This is a genomic window from Actinoplanes siamensis (genome assembly GCF_016862395.1).
Lineage (GTDB): Bacteria > Actinomycetota > Actinomycetes > Mycobacteriales > Micromonosporaceae > Actinoplanes > Actinoplanes siamensis.
Window position 1 is genome coordinate 59,630 of record NZ_BOMW01000018.1, and the last position, 18,864, is coordinate 78,493.

Genomic DNA, 18,864 nt, shown 5'->3' on the forward strand with positions numbered 1-18,864 from the left:
GGCCGGACGGGAAAGCCCGGCTCGCGGTGCCGCCAGTGGCCCGGACGGGTGCGTCTTCAGCCTGCTCCTGGGGATCGCCGAAATCGGGTGACGTCCGGCGGCCGATGTGCGAGGGTCCGACCTCATGGAACCGATCAGCGAGGCGAAGATCCGGGCCTCGTTCGTCAACTGCAGCAAGGGTGAGGCGGCACGGATCAAGCTGCCCACCGACTTCCGTGACACCCCCTGGGCCGACCTGGACTTCCTCGGCTGGACCGATCCGGCCGCCCCGCAGCGGGCGGTGATCGCGATGCCCGGGGTCTCCATCCTGCTGCGCAAGGCCGAACGCGCCGGCGGCCGGGGATCCGCGGCCCGGTCCACCATGTGCCAGGTGTGCCTGACCGACCACGCGGCCGGCGGGGTGTCCCTGTTCACGGCGCCGCTGGCGGGCGCGGCCGGGCGCAACGGCAACTCGGTCGGCGAGTACCTCTGCTCGGACCTGGCCTGCTCGCTGTACCTGCGGGGGAAGCGACAACCGAGGATGCGGCTGGTGCGCTTCGAGGAGACCCTCACCCTGGCCGAGAGGATCGACCGGGCCCTGCTCAAGCTGACCGCCTTCACCTCCCGGATCACCGCGGCCTGACCCGCCGGATCAGTGCGGTAAGCGGTCGAAGCCGTCCAGGAGCAGGTCCAGCGCGAACTCGAACTCGAACTGGTCGTCGCACCCGGATCCGACCACCGACGACTCGTCGTGCGCCGCGGCCCGCGCCATCGCCGCCAGACTCGGGTGGCTGTCGGCCAGCGCGCGCGCCAGCGCCAGCCGGGCCTCCGGCGCCGCCGGCCGCGAGTCGTCGAACAGGTCCTGTGTGTAGCCCAGCAGCCGGGTGCCGAGCGCGTGCACGATGTGGTGGGTCTGGTCCGGGGTGAACCCGCCGGCCAGGAAGAGGCCGATCACCGAGTCCAGATAGCCGAGCATGGCGGGCGTCGGGTCGGCCCGGGAGTCGAGCAGCCGCCAGGCCCACGGGTGGCGCAGCAGTGCCTGCCGGGCGCCGAGGATCCGGGACCGGACGGCGCTGCGCCAGCCGCCGTCCGGTGCCCCGGGCGCCGACCCGATCGACGCGATCACCGCGTCCAGCATCCCGTCGAGCAGTTCGTCCTTGTTGGCCACGTGCTTGTACAGCGCCATCGGCACGACGCCGAGCTCCTGCGCCAGGTTGCGCATGCTCAGCGTGTCGATCCCGGTGCGGTCGGCCAGCTCCACGGCGGCACGCAGCACCCGGTCCCGGTTGAGCGGAGCCCGCCGCTCGGCAACATCCACGTGCCAACCCTAACCTCGCCGATTGACGGGTGTACGCCGTACACCTACTCTCGACCTCAACGGTGTACGCCGTACACCTGGAGGGAGGCGGAGATGAAGGCGATCGTGCAGGACCGATACGGCGGCCCTGGGCAACTGCGCATGGCAGACGTAGCGACCCCGGTCCCGGGCTCCGGGGAGGTGCTGATCCGGGTGCGGGCGGCCGCTCTGAACGCCTACGACTGGCACCTCATGCGCGGCGACCCGTACCTGATGCGCCTGGAGATGGGCCTGACCCGCCCGCGCCGCCGGATCCGCGGCCGGGACGTCGCCGGCGAGGTCGTCGCCGTCGGTCCGGGCGTCACCGGGTTCGCGGCCGGCGACCGGGTGTTCGGCGACGCGGGCCATCCGCAGGGCGCCTTCGCCCAGTTCGTCCGCGTCCCCGCCGAGTGGGTCGCCCCGATCCCGGCGAACCTCACGTTCGTCCAGGCCGCCGCCCTCCCGCTGGCCGGCGGCACGGCCCTGGCCTGCCTGCGCGAGGCCGGCCCGGCGGAGACCGTCCTGATCAACGGCGCGTCCGGCGGGGTCGGCACGTTCGCGGTCCAGATCGCCCGAGCGCGTGGCGCCCGGGTCACCGCCGTCTGCCGCGCCCGCCACCACGCCCTGGTCACCCGGCTCGGCGCGGACCAGGTGGTCGACTACACCACCACCGACTTCACCACGACCTCCGCGCGGTACGACGTGGTCCTCGACCTGGTCGGCAACCGCCGCCTGAGCGACCTGCTGCGGCTGCTGCGGCCGGGCGGCACGCTGGTGCTCTCCGGCGGCGGCGTCTCCACCGGCGGCAGCCTGATCGGCCCGATGCCGCTGTTCGTCCGGGGCCGGCTGATCGCCCCGCTGCTGCGTGGCCGCCGCTTGATCGCCCCGACGCCCGACCCGAGCCGGGCCACTCTGGACGCGTTGTGCGAGCTGGCCGCCGCCGGCCGGATCACCCCGGCGATCGACCGCACCTACCCGCTCGCCGAGGCCGCCGAGGCCATCCGCTACCTGGAGACCGAGCACGCCGGCGCCAAGGTCGTGCTCACCGTCTAAGGTCGTGGGATGACTGCGGTGCGGGAGCGTTTTCGACAACTCCACGAGGCCGGCACGTTCCTCCTGCCGAACCCGTGGGACGCCGGTTCGGCACGGCTGCTCGCGAGCCTGGGCTTCGCCGCGCTGGCCACCACGTCGTCCGGGTTCGCCGCCACGCTCGGCAAGCCGGACCAGCACGTCACCCGGGACGAGCTGGTGGCGCACGTGGCCGCGCTGACCGCCGCGGTGGACGTCCCGCTCAACGTGGACGCCGAGCGCTGCTTCGCGGAGACCGCGGCCGGCATCGGCGAGACGGTGGACCTGCTGGCCGAGGCTGGCGCGGCGGGCATCTCGATCGAGGACTACGACCCGGTCACCGGCCGCCTGGAGACGCTGGAGACCGGCGCCGAGCGGGTGGCGGCGGCCGCCCGCGCCTGCGCCCGCCACGGGATCGTGCTCACCGCGAGGGCGGAGAACCATCTGTACGGGCGGGACGACCTCGACGACACGATCACCCGCCTGCGGGCGTACCGGGAGGCCGGCGCGGACGTCGTCTACGCCCCGGGCCTGCGGGCTCCCGCCGACCTCGGGCGCGTCGTCGCGGAGGTCCCGGCGCCGGTCAACGTGCTGGCCGTCGGCGGCGCCCCGGCCGTGCCGGAGCTGGCCGCCCTCGGGGTCCGGCGGATCTCCACCGGCGGCGCCCTGGCCTGGGCCGCCTACGGCGCGATGCGGGACGCCGCCCGGGAGCTGCTCACCGCCGGCACCACCACGTTCCGCGACCGCGCCCTGCGCGACGACGAGATCGAGACGGCCTTCGGTCAGGGCTGAGGGTAGGGGCCGGTGGACGGCACGGCGATCCCGACCGTCGTGCCGTCGCCCGGCTCGCTCTCGATGGTGACCTCGCCGTCGTGCCCCTCGGCGATCGCCTTCACGATGCTCAGTCCGAGTCCCAGCCCCTGCACCTCCTGCCGTTCCGCGTCGGCGGAGCGGCCGAACGGCGCCATCACCCGGGCCCGGTCCTCCGCGCCGATGCCGACCCCGGTGTCGCACACCAGCAGCATCGCGTGCCCGTCGCGGGCCTCGGCCCGTACCGTGATCGAGCCGGCCGGGGTGAACTTGACAGCGTTCAGGATCAGCCGTTCCAGGGCCTGGGCCATCCGGCTCGGGTCGACGTCGGCGAAGACCGGCCCGCTGGTGTCCGCGGCGATGGTCAGCCCCTTCGCCTCGGCGAGCGGGCGGTTCGCGTCGACAGCGGTCCGCGCGAGCACCGCGAGGTCGGTGGGCACCCGGTCGAACTGGCTGCTGTCCGCGCTCACCTGCGCGGCCAGCAGCATGTCGTTGACCAGCGCGAGCAGCCGGTCGGAGTTGCGCTGGACGCGCCGCAGGAAGCCGTCCCGGCTCTCCGAGGGCAGCTCCGGGTCGCCGAGCATCTCCAGGTAACCGTTGATCGCGGTGAGCGGCGTGCGGAACTCGTGGTTGACCCGGGCGATGAACTCGTCCTTGATCCGCTCGGCGCTGTTCAGCCGCTGGTGGAGGGCGTGCACGTCGCGGGCGTACTTGCGCAGCTCCAGTTGGGTCACCACGTGCCGGGCCAGCGCCAGCAGGCCACTGCGCTGGGCCGCGGTGAGCACGCCCGGCTCCGGGGCGGCGACGCAGAGCGTGCCGATCGGCTTGCCGTGCGGGGTGAGCAGCGGCGCGCCGGCGTAGAACCGGATGAACGGGTCGCCGGAGACGGTCGGGCAGTCCGCGAACCGCGGGTCCAGCCGTGCGTCCGGGACCTGCATGACGCCCTGGTCGTGCATGGCGTACGCGCACATCGAGGTGTCCCGCGGGCCCTCGCACACGTCGGTGCCGACCCGCGCCTTGAACCACTGCCGGTCCGCGTCGATGAGGCTGATCAGGGCGATCGGCTTGTCACAGACCTGCGCGGCGAGCACCACGATGTCGTCGAAGTCACGCTCGGCGCGGGTGTCCAGGATCTCGTACTCGCGGAGTGCGGCGAGACGTTCCTCCTCCAGCATCGCGCCGGCGTACTGCGTGGCCGCCATCCCACTCCCCCTCGCGACGCCGCTTCCCTCACCCCTACAGGTCGGCCACCGCGGCCGGGTGATGAGATCTACCTCGGGTGCAGGGCGGTCGCCCCGGACGACTGCTGCCGTTGCTGCCATCCGCTGTCCAGCGTGCGGGCGTACGCCGAGCGCCCGGCCGGCAGCGTGAAGGTCATCCGGTTGCCGCTGCCGTAGGGATTCGCGGTGGCCTCGATGGTCCCGCCGTGCCGCTCCACGATCCGCTTGCACACCGCGAGCTCCAGCCCGGAGCCGTAGGTGCCCTCGCCGCGGTGGAAGTTGGTGAAGATCGCCTGGAGCAGGCCGGCCGGGATGGTCCGCCCGTTGTCCAGGATCTCGACGCGTACCAGGCCGTTCGGTGTGGGCTGCGCGGCGACGCTGATCTGCGGCGGGACGCCCGGCGGGACCAGCTCCAGCGCGTTGTCGACGAGGTTCTCCAGCAGCTGCCGGACCAGCACCGGGTCGCCCTCGACCGGATCGAGCCGGCCGAGCGCGAATCGTGGCGGCGGGGATCCGGCGCTCTCCGCCTGGTCGTACCGGCTGTTGGCGATGTCGGTGAGCAGCAGCTGCAGGTTGACAGTGGTGGGCATCAGCTTGCCGTCGCGGGCCGCGGTGTATGCCAGCAGCCCGTTCAGGAACGTCCGCATGCGCGCCGCGGCCCGCTGGATCCGGGCCACCCGCTCGGCCGGCTGGTACCCGGCGAGCTCGGACTCCAGCACCTCGGCCCAGCCCTCGATCGTGGTCAGCGGGTTGAGCAGGTCGTGCGCGACCACCCCGGCGAACGACATCAGCTCGTCGCGGTGCCGGCGGTCCGCGGTGACGTCGTGGAACACCACCACCACGTGCTGCTGCGCGCCCGGACCGGTCAGGCGGGCCACGTTGAACCGGACGATCCGCCCCTCCGGCACCGCGGCGTTGCGGACCAGCACGTCCATCGGCTGCACGTCCTGGCCGGCCAGGGCCCGCTGGTAGGGCAGCTCGGCGTCGGCGAGCGGGGCGCCGTCCGGCTGGAAGAAGCCGTAGTCGCTGCCCAGCAGCGCGCCGCCGGCCACCTTGTCGGTGCTGCCCAGCAACCGCCCGGCGGCCGGATTGCGGAGCACCAGACGACCGTTCTGGTCGAGGATGGCCAGTCCCTCGGTCATCGAGTTGACGATCGTGGTCATCAGGCCGGCCTTCTCGGTGGCCTCGTGCTCGGAGGCGCGCAGCCGCCGGATCAGGCCGGCGCGCTCGTCGCGGCTGAACGCCAGCGCGAGGCCGACAAGCGTCAGCACCGCGATGTAGAGCTGGACGATCAGGCTGCTGGAGCCGGCCGCGGCGTACGGGCCCCGGTCGTGCAGGGTGAACACGGCGGCGGCGGTGCCGAAGACCATGACGTGCGCGATCACCAGCACGGTGGGCAACCGGAGCGCCGCCCAGACCGTGATGGCCACCAGCACGAACCCGATCGGCAGGTACTGGTTGACGAAGAACACGTAGAAGTAGGCGGCCGCCGAGAGGGCGAAGATGATCACGCCCTCCAGCCAGGTCTCCCGGTCCGGCGGCAACTCCCACATCCGCCGCGCGGCGGCGCCGAACAGCAGCACGCTGACGATGTCCCGGACCAGAAGGACGGCCACGTCGGTGGCGGTGAGGCCGCCGGTGACCAGCCAGTCGCCGAGGCCGCCGAGCACCGCCCCGCTCAGCGCCGCGACCGTGGCCACCAGCAGCACCCGGACCAGGTCGTCCAGCGAGGTGAGCGGCCGGCCGCCGGAGACCCAGACGCCGGGCAGCCAGCGGGCCGCCGCGAACGCGAAGACCAGCGCCTCGGTCACCGCGGCCACGCCGTGCACCAGGGCCGAGCCGGCGTCCATCCCGGTGACCGCGAGGGCCAGTACGGTGAGCACCCCGAGCACGCCGGCGTCCACCAGCCGCCAGCCGGAGTCGTTGCGGTTGACCAGCCAGACCGCCGCGACCGCGGTGGCCGGCCAGATCACCGGCATGGCCTCGGGCTTGCCGAGCACGGTGAGCTGCCCCGCCACGATCGCCACCAGGTAGAGCGCCGCGAACCGCGCGGTGCTCGGGATCATCGGAAGACGCACAGTGATCGCCTCGGGTCTCGTCGAGAGCTCTGTCTCCCCTTTCGGCACGAACGGCGAAGGGCTGAACATCCGGGACGTGAGGACTCCCTCGAAGAGGTATCGAACCTGGAGGAAAGTGGCAGGCGGCCCCTCGCCGGCGGCTCGCGCTTAGGGATCCGCCGCCCCCGACGATTAGTCGGAGGTGAGCCGGAGACGTGGTCAACCACGGAGCTGGGCGGTCGCCGTCAGCGCCCTGGTCACCGTGGTGGGCTGCGCCGTCGCGCTGGGCATGGGGGCGGTGCTGCGCCGCGACGAGCGGTCCACCGCGGGCGTGCAGATGGACCGCCGGGCCGCCTCCGCCGCCGCCGTGGTCCGGGCCGAGACCCAGCGGTACGTCGAAACGCTGCGCACCACCGCCGCCGCGGTCGGCGCCCAGCAGACGCTGACCGCCGGCGAGTACGCCACCGTCATGGCGCCGCTGCACACCATGAAGCTGGCCGGCGCCACCTCGATCGCCCTGGTCGTGCCGACCGGGCACCGCGACGTCGAGCGGGTCCAGCGGACCTGGCGCGACCGCGGCGCGCACGGCCTGCGTCTGAGCCCGGTCGGCACCGGTGAGCACGCCTTCTCGGTGCTGGCCGTCCCGCTGGACGGCGGCTCGGCCACGGCCGGGCTGGACATGATGCAGGCCGCCGCCCCCGCGGCGGTGCTGGCCGAGGCGCGCCGCAGCCGGGACGTCGCCGTCTCGGACACCTACCAGTTGCTGGTCGACCAGGGGGTGCCGGCCGCTCAGCGGCAGCACTCGTTCGTCCTGGCCGCCCCGGTCCAGCAGGGGATCGGGCAGAGTTTCCTGGGCTGGCTGGTGCTCGGCGTGCGCGGCCAGGACTTCATGGGCGCCACGTTGCGGGCAGCCGGATCCGGGCTGGCCGACCTGCGCCTGGAGGCGGACAACGCGGACGGCCGGCCGGTCACCGTCGCCACCGTGCGCGACACCGCCGAGGGCCGGGCGGATCTGCGCCGCGCCGTGGAGGCGCCGGTCGCCGACTCGATGTGGACCCTGCGGCTGGCCGCCCGCCGGGGCAGTCTGCCCGGCGCGGACACCGGCCTGCCGGCGGCCGTGGCCGGCGGCGGCGTGCTGCTCACGCTGCTGACCACGGTGCTGGTCTGGGTGCTGGCCACCGGCCGGGAACGGGCCCGCGCCCGGGTCCGGTCACGGACCGCCCAACTGGTCGAGGAGCAGTCCGAGACGAAGCGGCAGGCGGTGCTGCTGCGCGCGGTGCTGGACAGCATCAGCGACGGGGTCGGGGTGATCGGCCCGGACGGTCACTTCCTGCTGCACAACCCGGCGGCCCGGCAGATACTGGGCCGGGAGGCGGCGCAGGACTGCGGGGCGGAGAGCTGGCAGCGGCACTTCGGGCTGTACCGGCCGGACGGCGTCACCGCGTTCCCGACCGCGGAGATGCCGCTGGTCCGGGCGCTGGCCGGGGAGAGCGTGGACCACGTGGAGATGGTGGTCCGCAACGCCACCCATCCGGACGGCCGGGTGCTCAGCGTGTCGGCGCGGCCGATCGACACCGCGAGCGGCAGGCGTGGGGCGGTCGCGGTGTTCCACGACATCACCGACCGCAAGCGGGTGGAGACCGAGCTGCGCGGCTTCGCCGGGGTGGTGGCGCACGACCTGAAGGCGCCGCTCACCCTGGTCAGCGCATATGCCGAGCTGGTCGCCGAGGCTCTCGACGACCTGGCGGCCGGGGCCGGCGCGCCCACCCTGGGACAGGCCCGCCAGGGCACCGCCAAGGTGCTGCACGGCGCCGCCCGGATGCAGCGGCTGATCACCGAGCTGCTGGACTACACCGCGGCCCGCGACGCCACCCTGCGCATCGAGCGGCTGAGCCTGCCCACCCTGGTCGACGACGTGGTCACCACCCGGACCGACGCGCCGGAGCAGGAGCCGGGCGCCCGGCCGGACGTGTTCGTCGGGCCGCTGCCGGAGGTCCACGCCGACCCGGTGCTGCTCCGGCAGGTGATCGACAACCTGGTCGGCAACGCGATCAAGTACACCCCGCCGGGGCAGTCGCCGCGGATCGACATCACCGCGCGCACCGACGAGGACGGCGGCGTCCGGATCCGGATCGCCGACCGGGGCATCGGCATCCCGGACGGCGAGCACGCAGCGGTCTTCGACAGCTTCCACCGGGCCAGCAACGGGGCCGCGCACCCCGGCACCGGGCTGGGCCTGGCGATCTGCCGGCGGATCGTCGAGCGGCACGGCGGGCGCATCGAGGCCGCCCCGAACCCGGGTGGCGGCACGATCTTCGCATTCACGCTGCCGGGCGCGGCGACGCATGCACCAGAACCGCTCCGGTCGGCCGAGAGCCAGGTGTCGCCTGTTCACGTGCATTTACCCTAGTCAATCTTGTTGATCGCTTCGGGATCTTCGCGCTCGGCCTGGCGGCGCCCGCCCAGGCGATGATCATCCCGCGGTACGTCCCGTTCGGCCGGCTCCGGCCGCGTGACAGCCTGACCGGCCTGATGCTGATCAACGTGGTGGTCACGCCGCCGGTGGCGGTCTTCATCCTCCAGCGGCCTCATGCGGACCCCGCCGGCCGAGCTGTTCGAGCCGGCGGAGATCGACGGGGCCGGACCGTCGGCCGCTCAGCCCGCACCCGCCGCGAGCGGTACTCCGAGCAGGTCCAGGAGCCGGCGGCGGAGCCGGGCGAACCCGGGGGCGTCCGGCACCCGCGGATACGGCAGCCCGACCGGCACCTCGGCTGCGATCCGCCCGCCGGCCAGCACCAGCGCCCGGTCGGAGAGCAGCAGCGCCTCGTCGACGTCGTGGGTGACCAGCAGCGCCGCGAAACCGTGCCGGGCGCGCAGCCGCCCGAACAGCTCCTGCATCCGCAGCCGGGTGAGCGCGTCCAGCGCGCCGAACGGCTCGTCGAGCAGCAGCACCTCGGGCTCGCGGGCCAGCGCCCGGGCGAACGCCACCCGCTGCGCCTGGCCGCCGGAGAGCTCCGCGGGCCACGCCCGGGCCCGGTCGGCGAGCCCCACCTCGGCGAGCGCGTCGGCGGAGCGGGCGCCCGGATCCCGGATGCCCAGGCCCACGTTGTCGACCACCCGTTTCCACGGGAGCAGCCGGTGCTCCTGGAAGACGACAGCACGCCGGGCCGGCACGGTGGACTCGCCGCCCGCCTCCGGGTCCAGCCCGGCCAGGATCCGCAGCAGCGTGCTCTTGCCCGAGCCACTGCCGCCGAGCAGCGCGACCACCTCCCCCTTCGCGACGGTGAGGTCCACGCCGTCCAGCACCCGGGTGGCGCCGAACGACCGGCTGATCCTCGCGGCCACCACCACGCTCATGACGCCTGCAATCCGCGGCGCCAGACCAGCGCCCGCCGCTCGGCGACGCGCAGCAGCACGTCGGAGATCAGGCCCAGCGCCGCGTACACGAACAGGCCCAGGACCACGACGTCGGTCTGGCTGAACTCGCGGGCCTCCATCATCAGGAAGCCGATGCCGCTCTGGGTGTTGGTCTGTTCGCCGACCACCAGGCTCAGCCAGGCCGCGCCGATCGCCAGCCGCAGGCCCAGGAACAATGACGGCAGCGCGCCGGGCAGCACCACGTGCCGGATCCGGGCCCAGGTGCCGAGGCCGCAGGTCCGGGCCGCCTCGACGAGCCGCTCGTCGATGTCGCGGATCCCGGCGTAGAGATTGAAGTAAAGGGGGAAGAACGCGCCCAGCGAGACCAGGGTGATCTTCATCGACTCACCGATGCCGACCCAGATGATCAGCAGCGGGACCAGCGCCAGGTGCGGCAGCATCCGGGCCATCTGCACCGGCGGGTCGACCACGTCGTCGCCGAGCCGCAGCAGACCCGCGACCGCGCCGAGCGCCAGCGCGAGCGACCCGCCGATCAGCAGCCCGATCGCGGCACGGCTGAGCGAGCTGAGCAGGTGCTCGCCGAGCGTGCCGTCGGCGGCCAGCCGCCACCCGGTGCGCAGCACGGCGGTGGGCGCCGGCAGCTTGTCCTCGGGGATCAGCCCGGCCCGGCCGCCGGCCTCCCAGAGCACCAGGATCGCGACCGGGCTGATCGCCCGCTGCCAGCGGACCCGCTTGCGCCGGGGCGCGTTCCCCACGGCCGCCCCGCCGGCGACCGCGGCGTCCGGCGCCGCGATCGTCGTCACTGCGCCGCTCCGGAGAACCTGGTGTCGATCAGCGACCTGACGTCCACCCTGCCGGGAATGAGGTCCAACTCGGTGAACCCGTCGGCGATGGCCTGCAGCTCGTCGCCGACGGCCGGGGTGAGCGGGGCGACCGGCTGCGCGGCGCGGGCCAGGGCCCGCTCGGTGGTGGCCTCGTCGATCTTCAATTCCGGGGCGAGGACCTTCGCGCGCTCGGCCGGGTGAGCGATCCCCCAGGCGGTGGTCTTCTCGTACGTCGCCAGGAAGGTCTTGATCTGCTCGGTCTTCTTCTCCGCGGAGTCCTTGGCGACCAGCAGGTACTCCCGGTTGTTGGCCAGACCGGTGGCATCGGCGAGTACCCGCACGCCGGGCTGCTCGGCGAGCGCGAAGTAGGGGTCCCAGATGATCCACGCGTCCACCTGGTCGTTGTCGAACGCCGGGCGCCCCTCGGCGGGCTTGAGGTACTTCACTGTCACGTCCCGCAGCGTCATCCCGTTCGCCTCCAGCAGTTTGACCAGCAGCCAGTGCACGTTCGAGCCCTTGTTCAGCGCGATCGTCCGGCCGCGCAGGTCGGCGAACGACTTGTACCCCCTGCTCGCCTTGACCAGCACGGCCTCGCTCTTCGGCGAAGGCGCGCCGGTCGCGGCGATCACGAACGGCGTCTTCGCGGCGGCCGCGAAGATCGGCGGGGCCTCGCCGGTTTGCCCGATGTCGATCGCGCCGGCCTTGATCGCCTCGGTGAGCGCGGGACCGCTCTCGAACAGCGACCACTCCACCCCCGGCGCGTCGCCCCGCGCCTTGACCAGGCTGAGGCCGCCGAATCGCTGGTAACCGATCCGCAGCACGTCACCGCCGCGGTCGTCGCCGCCGGGTGAGCCGCCGCAACCGGCCACGGCCAGGATCATCGCCGCGCAGAGCGCAAGGGATCGACGCATGGACCTGATCCTATCAAGTCGATAGGACATATCGGCAGAGTGAAACTACTCGCCGTTCTCGACGATCAGATCCGCCGCGACGTCGCCGCGCGCGTAGAAGGCGTCCTCCTGCGCGGCCCACCGTCGCCAGTGCGGGGCATAGGCCTCCCCGTCCCGGGCCAGGGCGCGCCGCTTGCGCACCGCTGCGGGGCTCTGCAACCAGACCACCCCGCTGAGGTACGGCCGCAGCACGCCCGCCCCGGCCCCGACCCCCTCGACCACGAGCCAGTCGGCGTCCGGGACCGGGTGCTCCTCGGCGTACCCGTGGGCGGCCCAGTCCCACCGCCGCCAGCGGGCGGCCCGGCCCCGCGCGAGCGGCTCCAGCACCCACTCACGCAGGTTGTGCACACCCTGGTCGAGGCCGTCCCATCCGGGGTACAGGTCGTCCATGTGGATCAGCGGCGCGTCCAGCCGCTCCGCGACGGCACGGGCCAGCGTCGTCTTGCCCGAACCGGAGCGCCCCTCGACGGCGAGCACCCGCCGCTTCCCCGCGGACGGCTCGCGGCCCCGTGCCCAGGCGACGACCCGCTCGGCGGCGGGCTCCCGCCACCTCGCAGCCGGCGAGGCGCCGTCACCGGCCGACGGGCCGCCGGGGCGCGGCGGGCCGGCCCCGGCGCACACTAGGCGTTCGTCCGCAGCTGGGCCAGGACCTCCGGGGACGGCCAGTCCTCCACCCGGTACCGCGGCGGGGCGAGCAGCGGCTCCGCCTCCAGGCCGACCCGCTCGGCGACCGCGTCCCACGGCGCGCGGAACTGCGGGCCGGCGTCCGGGTGCACGAACGCGATGGTGTCCGCCTTCGGCAGCAGCGTGCTGACCCCCGCGGTCCACACCGCGATGGTCTCCGGCACGCCGCCCATCGGCTCGGCCGCGAGCAGGCCGCCGACGTGCACGTCGACGCCGGCCTGCGCGTACTGCCCGGCCAGCCAGTCGGTCTGGCCGTGGTACTCGGTGAGGGCCAGCAGGGTCTCGGCCCGGCGCGCGGAGAGGTGGTGCGGGTGGCCCGGCGGCGGCGAGTACGCCATCGTGCGGCCGTGCGGGCCAGCCACGTAACCGACCGGGGACAGGCTCCGCGAGGCCTCCTTGAAATGCTGGTCGACCAGCGCGTAGAACGGCTCGGCGGTGGTCTCCGGCAGCGGGCAGAGCAGCAGCGTGTTGTTGTCCGGCGCGAAGGCCAGCACCGGGCCGCCGAGCCGCTCGCCGACCTCGGCCAGCCAGCCCGGCGCGAGCAGCAGCGAGGTGAAATACGCGTCGCCGTCGTCCAACATGCTGATCAGCGGCTGGCCGCCGGGCCAGGGCTGGTCCAGCGAGTTGCGGGCCATCTCGGCGAGATTCGCGCGGGCGGCGGCAAAGACCTCCTCGGCGGAGACGCCCCACTCGTCGACCCGGTCCGGGACGACGTAGGCCATCGCGTCCGGCTGGTCGACGACGACCAGCTCCTTCAGGTACGGCAGGGCGGCACGGGAGATCGGCGGACGCATCCCCGGCGGGCCGGCCGAGCCGAACGTGACCGGGCGCAGCACGGGACGCAACTTCGGGCGTACCGAATCCCAATCGTCCTGAGGCGGCGGAGCCGCCATGATGCGGACCAGTTTCGCGAGGCGCTCCTTGCGCTCCGCCGGCGTCGCGCCCTCCGTCTCGCGGAAGATGTTCGCCAGATAGAGGTGCGCCGGCCCGGACGCGCCGGTGCGGTAGATCGCGATGGCGAACTCCTCCGGCCGGCTCTCCGCGCGCTCCACCCCCGGTGTGCTCCGGGCCACGCGGAGGGCCAGCGCCGCGAATCGGCGCCGGGGAGAGACGAACCGGTCCAGCAATCCCACGGCGGAACCCTAGCCGACCCGGCGCGCCGGGATCAGGCTCGGCCGGTGGATCCTGGTCCGCTGATGTCCGGCTTTGCGCATGCTGTCCCAGATTGCCCGCTCGAATTGGTGGGGCCCACCACGTCAGCCTACGAAGTAAACTTAGTTTACTTCGCAGACTCCCGGCTCCGCAGACTCCCGGCTCCGCAGACTCCCGGCTCCGCAGACTCCCGGCTCCGCAGACTCCCGGCTCCGCAGGCTGCCGGAAGGAACAAGCATGGCGATCACCCCGACGCGCCGGCTGGGCCTCGCGGTGCGACGCGCGCCTGGGTCAGGCCGGGGTGATCAGTCGCTGGAGGACGGCGCCGTAGCGGGTGACCAGGTCTTTCGGGTCGGCGGCGAGCAGCTCGGCGTCGCCCACCACCCACAGGGCGTGGAACAGGCCGCCGACCACCGCCGCCGCCAGGCGGGCACGCAGGTCGGCATCCGGGCCGGTCAGGCGGGAGCGCACGGGGACGACGAGAGTGTGCTCGTGGATGGCCCGGAGACGTCCCTTGATCTGCGGCTCGCCGGATCCCCGGACCAGGGCCAGGTAAACGCCGCGCATGTCGTCGTCGGCCAGCAGTCGCTCGACGAAGCGCTCGCCGAACTCGGCCGGCGGCACGTCGAGCAGCGGATCGTCGTCGACGGTGAGCCGCATGGTGTCCAGGAAGAGCATTTCCTTACTGCCGAAATGGCGGATCACCAGGGCCGGATTGATCTCGGCAAGGGCCGCGATGTCGCGCACCGAGGTGCGGGAGTAACCCTTCTCGTGGAAGAGCCGGGTCGCCGCCGAGCGAATCTCCTCACGCGTCGCCGCGCCCGTACGCCTCACCATTCCCTGATGGTATGCCGCGCTCCGGGCGGGGATCGCGGTTCCATACCGCGTCAGATCCCTTATTTGGGGAAAAATCCCGCAGATTCCTTCGATCGTGTGAACTGATCGGCGTTTCCGTGTTCAGCTTTCCCCGACATGCAACTGCGGAGAAAGGGAAACGATGCGCAAGACGACACGAAGCCTGACCATCGCCGGAGCGGGCATTCTGGCCGGTGCCGCGCTGACCGGTCCCGCGCAGGCGGCGCCGGCGAACGTGCCGGACAACGCACGCGCGACCAGAAGCCAGGCGCAGAACCTACTTCCGGACGACATCTTCGGCTTCTACGACTCCAGAACCGCATGTGAGTCGATCAGCCAGCTCGGGGCGGCGGTCGGAGCGTGGGACAGCACCGACTGCCGGGAGGCATTCCACGGAGTGCGCCGAATATTCGTGCTGGTGGCCGACTTTGATAGTCAGCAACAACCGGAGTTACCAAGCTGGCCTGGCGCGCCGGCGGGCGGGACGGCTCCCAGTGACACCGGAGCCCGCACCACCGGCACCGGCGCCGGGACAACCGGGACCGGGACAACTGGAACCGGAACCACCGGAACCACGGGCACCGGCACCACGGGCACCGGAGCCACGACCACCGGAACCACGACCACCGGCACCGGGACAACCGGCACCACCGGAATCACGGGCACCGGCACCGGGACAACCGGCACCACGGGCACCGGCACCGCGACCACCGGCACCACGGGCACAGGCACCGGAACCGGAGCCACCGGAACCACGGGCACCGGCACCGGAGCCACGACCACCGGCGCCGGGACAACCGGCACCACGGGCACAGGCACCGGAACCACCGGAACCACGACGACCGGGACCGGCACCACCGGAACCGGCGGAACCCCACCCGCCACCTCCGTGCGCTGACCCCGCCGGCGGCCACTTCCCCGATCCGGGAAGCGGCCGCCGCTGTCGTGATCGGCTGAATCCACCGACGTGCGAACAAGGGAGGGAGACATGAGAACGACGACGAAACTGGTCATCACCGGCGGCGCGCTGCTGGCCGCGCTGGCGCTGACCGCCGGGCCGGCACAGGCCGGTCCGCGCAACGACGACCCAGATGTCAAGGCCGCCTGCGACACCTTCAACCGGATTGGCGCCGAGACCGGCCTCTGGCCCCGCCAGGACTGTGCGAACTGGCACGTGAACCGCGGCACCACCTCGGTACGGACGGTCAACTACCAGGGCTGGTGGCCGTTCACGGACCTGGACCTCGACCTGGACCTGCCGGATCTGCACCGTCTGACGAACCTGCCGGCGGTGCTGAACATCAACAGCCCATCCGGGAGCGTCACCGTTCCGTTCGGGCCGGGGGGCCGTACCTCCGCAAACGGCTGAAAGAGCCGAGCGGACCGCAAGCGATCAGCGGCGGCCGGGGGTCCCGCCCCCCGGCCGCCCATCTTTCCGATCAGCCGCCGGCCATCGCGCCGACCACCATGAAGGGTTCCTCGCCGCGCGCCACCCGGTCCGGCAACGGCGCGTCCGGCGGTTCGTTGGACAGATCCTCCTCGCAGGCGAAGAAGCGCACCAGCGGACGCCGCTGCCCGGTCCCCCGGTCGCGGATGGTGCCGGCGAGCATCGGATAGTCGCGCTCCACCGCGTCCAGCACACCGCGCTGGGTGACCGGCCCGTCCACCTCGACCTGGACCTCCTTGCCGGTCCGGGCGAGCGTGCGCAGGTGCACCGGCAGGACCACCCGGATCACGGCAGCACCTGGGCTTCCACCGAGAGCACCGGCGGCAGGTCCCGCACGATCGCGGTCCACGTGTCGCCGCTGTCCGCCGACGCGTACACCTGGCCGCCGCTGGTTCCGAAGTAGACGCCGCACCCGTCGAGGGTGTCCACCGCCATCGCGTCCCGCAACACGTTGACGTAGCAGTGCGACTGCGGCAGTCCGGCGGTCAGCGGCTCCCACTCGTGCCCGCCGCTGCGGCTGCGGTAGACGCGCAGCTTGCCGTCCATCACGTAGTGCAGGGAGTCGCTGGTGATCGGCACCACGTAAATCGTCTCGGGTTCGTGCGCGTGCACCGCGATCGGGAAGCCGAAGTCGGTCGGCAGGTCCCCGCTGACCTCGTGCCACCGGCCACCCGCGTCGTCGGTGCGCATCACGTCCCAGTGCTTCTGCATGAACAGCGTGTCCGGCCGGGACGGGTGCATGGCGAGCCGGTGCACGCAGTGCCCCACCTCGGCGTCCTCGTCGGGAATGCCGTCCGAGCGCAGGCCCGCGTTGATCGGCTGCCAGGTCGCACCGCCGTCGTCGGTACGGAACGCGCCGGCCGCGGAGATCGCCACGTACATCCGTTCCGGGTCGGTGGGGTGCAGCACGATCGTGTGCAGGCACATCCCGCCGGCTCCGGGCTGCCAGGACGGGCCGGTCCGGTGCTGCCGCAGGGCGGTCAGCTCCTCCCACTTCTGCCCGCCGTCCGTCGACTTGTAGAGCGCGGCGTCCTCGGCGCCGGCCCAGACGGTGTCCGGGTCGGTGCGGGACGGCTCGAGGTGCCAGATGCGCTTGAACTCCCAGGGACGGGGTGTTCCGTCGTACCAGAGGTGGTCACCGACGGGGGCGGCGTAAGTGAAGTCGTTGCCGGCCGCCTGCCAGTTCTTGCCGCCGTCGTCGGAGCGTTGCATGATCTGGCCGAACCAGCCGGAGGTCTGGGAGGCCCAGATCCGGTCCGGTTCGGCCGGAGAACCGTTCACGTGGTAGATCTCCCAGCCGGCGAAGTGCGGGCCGTCGATCGTCCAGTCCTGGCGCGTCCCGTCCGAGGTCAGGATGAACGCGCCTTTGCGTGTGCCTACCAGTAGCCGTACGCCAGTCATGGCCTCACTGTGCCGCAGAAAACGGTCATCTCTCCAAGGCGCGGGCCATTTCCGCCTGTTCGGCGAGCACTTCGTTCATCCGCACCTGCACCGCGTCCATCTTTCCGATGGTCTCCGCCGTGGTGTGGATGCCGGCCGACACGGTCTCCGCACTGGCCTGGATCCCGGCGATCTGCTCGGCCACCCGCTGGGTCGCCTCGGCGGTCTCCCGGGCCAGGTCCTTGACCTCCCCGGCGACCACCGCGAAGCCCTTGCCGGCCTCACCGGCGCGGGCCGCCTCGATGGTGGCGTTGAGCGCGAGCAGGTTGGTCTGCTCGGCGATCGACTCGATGATCTTGATAACGTCGCCGATCGCGGTGGACGCCTGGCCCAGCGCGGCGACCTCGGCGGTCATCGCGGAAGCCCGGGTCACCGCCTGCTCGGCGACCTCGGTGGCGTCGCCGCTGGCGTCGCGCAGCCGCTCGACGGTGTCCAGCAGGGCGCGGGCGTTGGCGGCCGCCCGTTCAGTGCCGCGCAGCACGTCGAGCCGCTGGTTGACCAGCTGCTGAACGTTGCGCAGGGCGGCCGCGCGGGACTCGGACAGATCGATGTACTCGGTGGTGAAGAAGTCCATGGTGCCGACCACCCGGTCACCGCTGGTGATCGGGAAGCAGACCCCGGAACGCACTCCGGCACGGCCCGCCGCGGGCGCCCGCACGCAGTCGGTGAGTTCCGACAGGTCACGGACGAAGACCAGGTCCCGGGCCCGCCAGGCGCGCCCGGAGAGCCCGACGCCCTCCGCGAACGTGGCGGCCAGCGTGACCCGGCGGAACTCCTCGCCGGCCGAGCCCGACTCGACCTCGAATCTCAGCACGTTCGCGTCCGGGTCGACCTCCCAGTACGACCCGTACGCCCACCCGAACGCGGAGCGCACCGCGTCCAGGGCGGCCCGCAGCGCCGACTGGCTGTCCACGGACGCGCCCAGCCGGGTCACGACAGCGGTGACCGCCATCCGGTCGTCGGCGACCTGGCGCAGCTCGGCCGCGGCGATCGCCGCGCTGCGGGCACGTTCGGCGATCCGGGCGATCGTCGCGAACTTCTCCTTGCGCGCGTCGTCCAGGTAGAGCGGAACCGGCGAGTAGTACTCCAGGACGCCCATCACCTCGTTGCCCTTGGTGACCGGCAGCACCAGGCCGGCGACCATGCCGCTGCCCAGCGCGGTCTGGCAGCGCCGGCAGCCGCCGCACTCGGCGAGCGACTCGGCGCTGGTCAGCTGCCGGGTCCGGTACGCCCGGCCGAGCAACCCGCTGTCCATCGGCAGCGACCTGCCGGGCGTCGCCGCCTGGAGCTGCGGGGTGAGCCGGCCGGTCTCGTGGACCAGGCGCAGCTGCCGGCCGTCGGGCACCCAGATCGCGCCGTAGCCGAAACCGTACGACTCCACGGTACTGGCCACCGTGATCCGCCAGGCGTTGATCTCGTCGGTCGCCGTCTCCAGCGCCAGCACCAACTCTTCCAGGGCCTCGACGTCACGGGGGATGGGCCGGGTGGCCTCCGGACCGGGCTGCTGGGAACCGAACCACCGCACGCTGCTACTCCTCCACCATCCGGATCCTCGTCCATCCATCGGCCCCGGGGCGCGCAGATGTAGTGAAAGCTCGGACCACCCGGTCGGCACGCCGGCCGTTCCGGGCGTCCGCGCCGCCCGGCGGACCGCGGGCCCCCCG

General features: G+C 72.8%; 19 protein-coding genes. 6 read left to right on the forward strand and 13 right to left on the reverse strand.

Annotated features, from left to right (window positions below; genetic code table 11):
* The first annotated feature begins 124 nt into the window (after positions 1–124).
* The gene (locus Asi03nite_RS09195; protein WP_203678131.1) at positions 125–622 is read left to right on the forward strand and encodes an FBP domain-containing protein; all 498 of its coding nucleotides are present in this window, start codon (positions 125–127) and stop codon (positions 620–622) included.
* Between the two features lie 9 nt (positions 623–631).
* On the opposite strand, the gene Asi03nite_RS09200 is transcribed toward Asi03nite_RS09195, so the two are convergent.
* Complete coding sequence (locus Asi03nite_RS09200) at positions 632–1,297, reverse strand: TetR/AcrR family transcriptional regulator (RefSeq protein WP_203678132.1); 666 nt, start codon at positions 1,295–1,297, stop codon at positions 632–634.
* 93 nt (positions 1,298–1,390) lie between these two features.
* Between Asi03nite_RS09200 and Asi03nite_RS09205 the strand changes: the two genes are divergently transcribed.
* Together Asi03nite_RS09205 and Asi03nite_RS09210 are read left to right on the forward strand one after the other, a co-directional pair.
* A complete protein-coding gene (locus tag Asi03nite_RS09205; RefSeq protein WP_203678133.1) occupies positions 1,391–2,368 on the forward strand; it encodes an NAD(P)-dependent alcohol dehydrogenase in 978 nt (325 codons plus the stop codon).
* A 9-nt stretch (positions 2,369–2,377) separates the two neighbouring features.
* Positions 2,378–3,175: an isocitrate lyase/PEP mutase family protein gene (locus tag Asi03nite_RS09210; protein ID WP_203678134.1), complete on the forward strand. Its 798-nt coding sequence runs from the start codon at positions 2,378–2,380 to the stop codon at positions 3,173–3,175.
* Here the strand turns inward: Asi03nite_RS09210 and Asi03nite_RS09215 are convergent.
* A complete protein-coding gene (locus Asi03nite_RS09215; RefSeq protein WP_203678135.1) occupies positions 3,166–4,395 on the reverse strand; it encodes a GAF domain-containing sensor histidine kinase in 1,230 nt (409 codons plus the stop codon). The two genes, Asi03nite_RS09210 and Asi03nite_RS09215, sit on opposite strands and share 10 nt — an antisense overlap.
* Before the next feature lie 68 nt (positions 4,396–4,463).
* Positions 4,464–6,479 carry a sensor histidine kinase gene (locus tag Asi03nite_RS09220; protein ID WP_239102561.1) on the reverse strand — a complete coding sequence of 672 codons (2,016 nt, stop codon included), beginning with the start codon at positions 6,477–6,479 and terminating at the stop codon, positions 4,464–4,466.
* A gap of 193 nt (positions 6,480–6,672) precedes the next feature.
* On the opposite strand from Asi03nite_RS09220, the gene Asi03nite_RS09225 reads away from it, so the two are divergent.
* Positions 6,673–8,880, forward strand: a complete 2,208-nt coding sequence (locus Asi03nite_RS09225; RefSeq protein ID WP_203678137.1) for an ATP-binding protein — start codon at positions 6,673–6,675, stop codon at positions 8,878–8,880.
* On the opposite strand, the gene Asi03nite_RS09230 is transcribed toward Asi03nite_RS09225, so the two are convergent.
* From Asi03nite_RS09230 to Asi03nite_RS09260, 7 genes are all read right to left on the reverse strand, one after another.
* A complete protein-coding gene (locus Asi03nite_RS09230; protein ID WP_203678138.1) occupies positions 8,877–9,062 on the reverse strand; it encodes a hypothetical protein in 186 nt (61 codons plus the stop codon). The two genes, Asi03nite_RS09225 and Asi03nite_RS09230, sit on opposite strands and share 4 nt — an antisense overlap.
* A 63-nt stretch (positions 9,063–9,125) precedes the next feature.
* Positions 9,126–9,827, reverse strand: a complete 702-nt coding sequence (locus Asi03nite_RS09235) for an ABC transporter ATP-binding protein (protein ID WP_203678139.1) — start codon at positions 9,825–9,827, stop codon at positions 9,126–9,128.
* Entirely contained in the window at positions 9,824–10,651 is an 828-nt protein-coding gene (locus Asi03nite_RS09240; protein WP_203678140.1) for an ABC transporter permease, read from the reverse strand. Before Asi03nite_RS09240 ends, Asi03nite_RS09235 begins: the two co-directional genes overlap by 4 nt.
* Positions 10,648–11,583: an aliphatic sulfonate ABC transporter substrate-binding protein gene (locus Asi03nite_RS09245; RefSeq protein ID WP_239102562.1), complete on the reverse strand. Its 936-nt coding sequence runs from the start codon at positions 11,581–11,583 to the stop codon at positions 10,648–10,650. Before Asi03nite_RS09245 ends, Asi03nite_RS09240 begins: the two co-directional genes overlap by 4 nt.
* 45 nt (positions 11,584–11,628) lie before the next feature.
* Entirely contained in the window at positions 11,629–12,099 is a 471-nt protein-coding gene (locus Asi03nite_RS09250; RefSeq protein ID WP_239102563.1) for a nucleoside/nucleotide kinase family protein, read from the reverse strand.
* A gap of 143 nt (positions 12,100–12,242) precedes the next feature.
* Positions 12,243–13,439, reverse strand: a complete 1,197-nt coding sequence (locus tag Asi03nite_RS09255) for a DUF1444 domain-containing protein (protein ID WP_203678143.1) — start codon at positions 13,437–13,439, stop codon at positions 12,243–12,245.
* A gap of 310 nt (positions 13,440–13,749) precedes the next feature.
* Complete coding sequence (locus Asi03nite_RS09260) at positions 13,750–14,295, reverse strand: TetR/AcrR family transcriptional regulator (RefSeq protein WP_203678144.1); 546 nt, start codon at positions 14,293–14,295, stop codon at positions 13,750–13,752.
* Positions 14,296–14,455: 160 nt separating this feature from the next.
* On the opposite strand from Asi03nite_RS09260, the gene Asi03nite_RS09265 reads away from it, so the two are divergent.
* Positions 14,456–15,211 (forward strand): hypothetical protein, encoded by a 756-nt coding sequence (locus tag Asi03nite_RS09265; protein ID WP_203678145.1) that lies wholly within the window; start codon positions 14,456–14,458, stop codon positions 15,209–15,211.
* 90 nt (positions 15,212–15,301) lie between these two features.
* The gene (locus Asi03nite_RS09270; RefSeq protein WP_203678146.1) at positions 15,302–15,682 is read left to right on the forward strand and encodes a hypothetical protein; all 381 of its coding nucleotides are present in this window, start codon (positions 15,302–15,304) and stop codon (positions 15,680–15,682) included.
* 70 nt (positions 15,683–15,752) lie between these two features.
* Here the strand turns inward: Asi03nite_RS09270 and Asi03nite_RS09275 are convergent, their stop codons facing one another.
* From Asi03nite_RS09275 to Asi03nite_RS38460, 3 genes are read right to left on the reverse strand one after another with little or no spacing between them, the layout of a single operon-like run.
* Positions 15,753–16,049, reverse strand: coding sequence for a MoaD/ThiS family protein (locus Asi03nite_RS09275; RefSeq protein ID WP_203678147.1), 297 nt, complete (start codon positions 16,047–16,049; stop codon positions 15,753–15,755).
* The gene (locus Asi03nite_RS09280; protein ID WP_203678148.1) at positions 16,046–17,161 is read right to left on the reverse strand and encodes a WD40/YVTN/BNR-like repeat-containing protein; all 1,116 of its coding nucleotides are present in this window, start codon (positions 17,159–17,161) and stop codon (positions 16,046–16,048) included. Before Asi03nite_RS09280 ends, Asi03nite_RS09275 begins: the two co-directional genes overlap by 4 nt.
* A gap of 25 nt (positions 17,162–17,186) precedes the next feature.
* Complete coding sequence (locus Asi03nite_RS38460; protein ID WP_275409348.1) at positions 17,187–18,725, reverse strand: methyl-accepting chemotaxis protein; 1,539 nt, start codon at positions 18,723–18,725, stop codon at positions 17,187–17,189.
* Positions 18,726–18,864 lie beyond the last annotated feature (139 nt).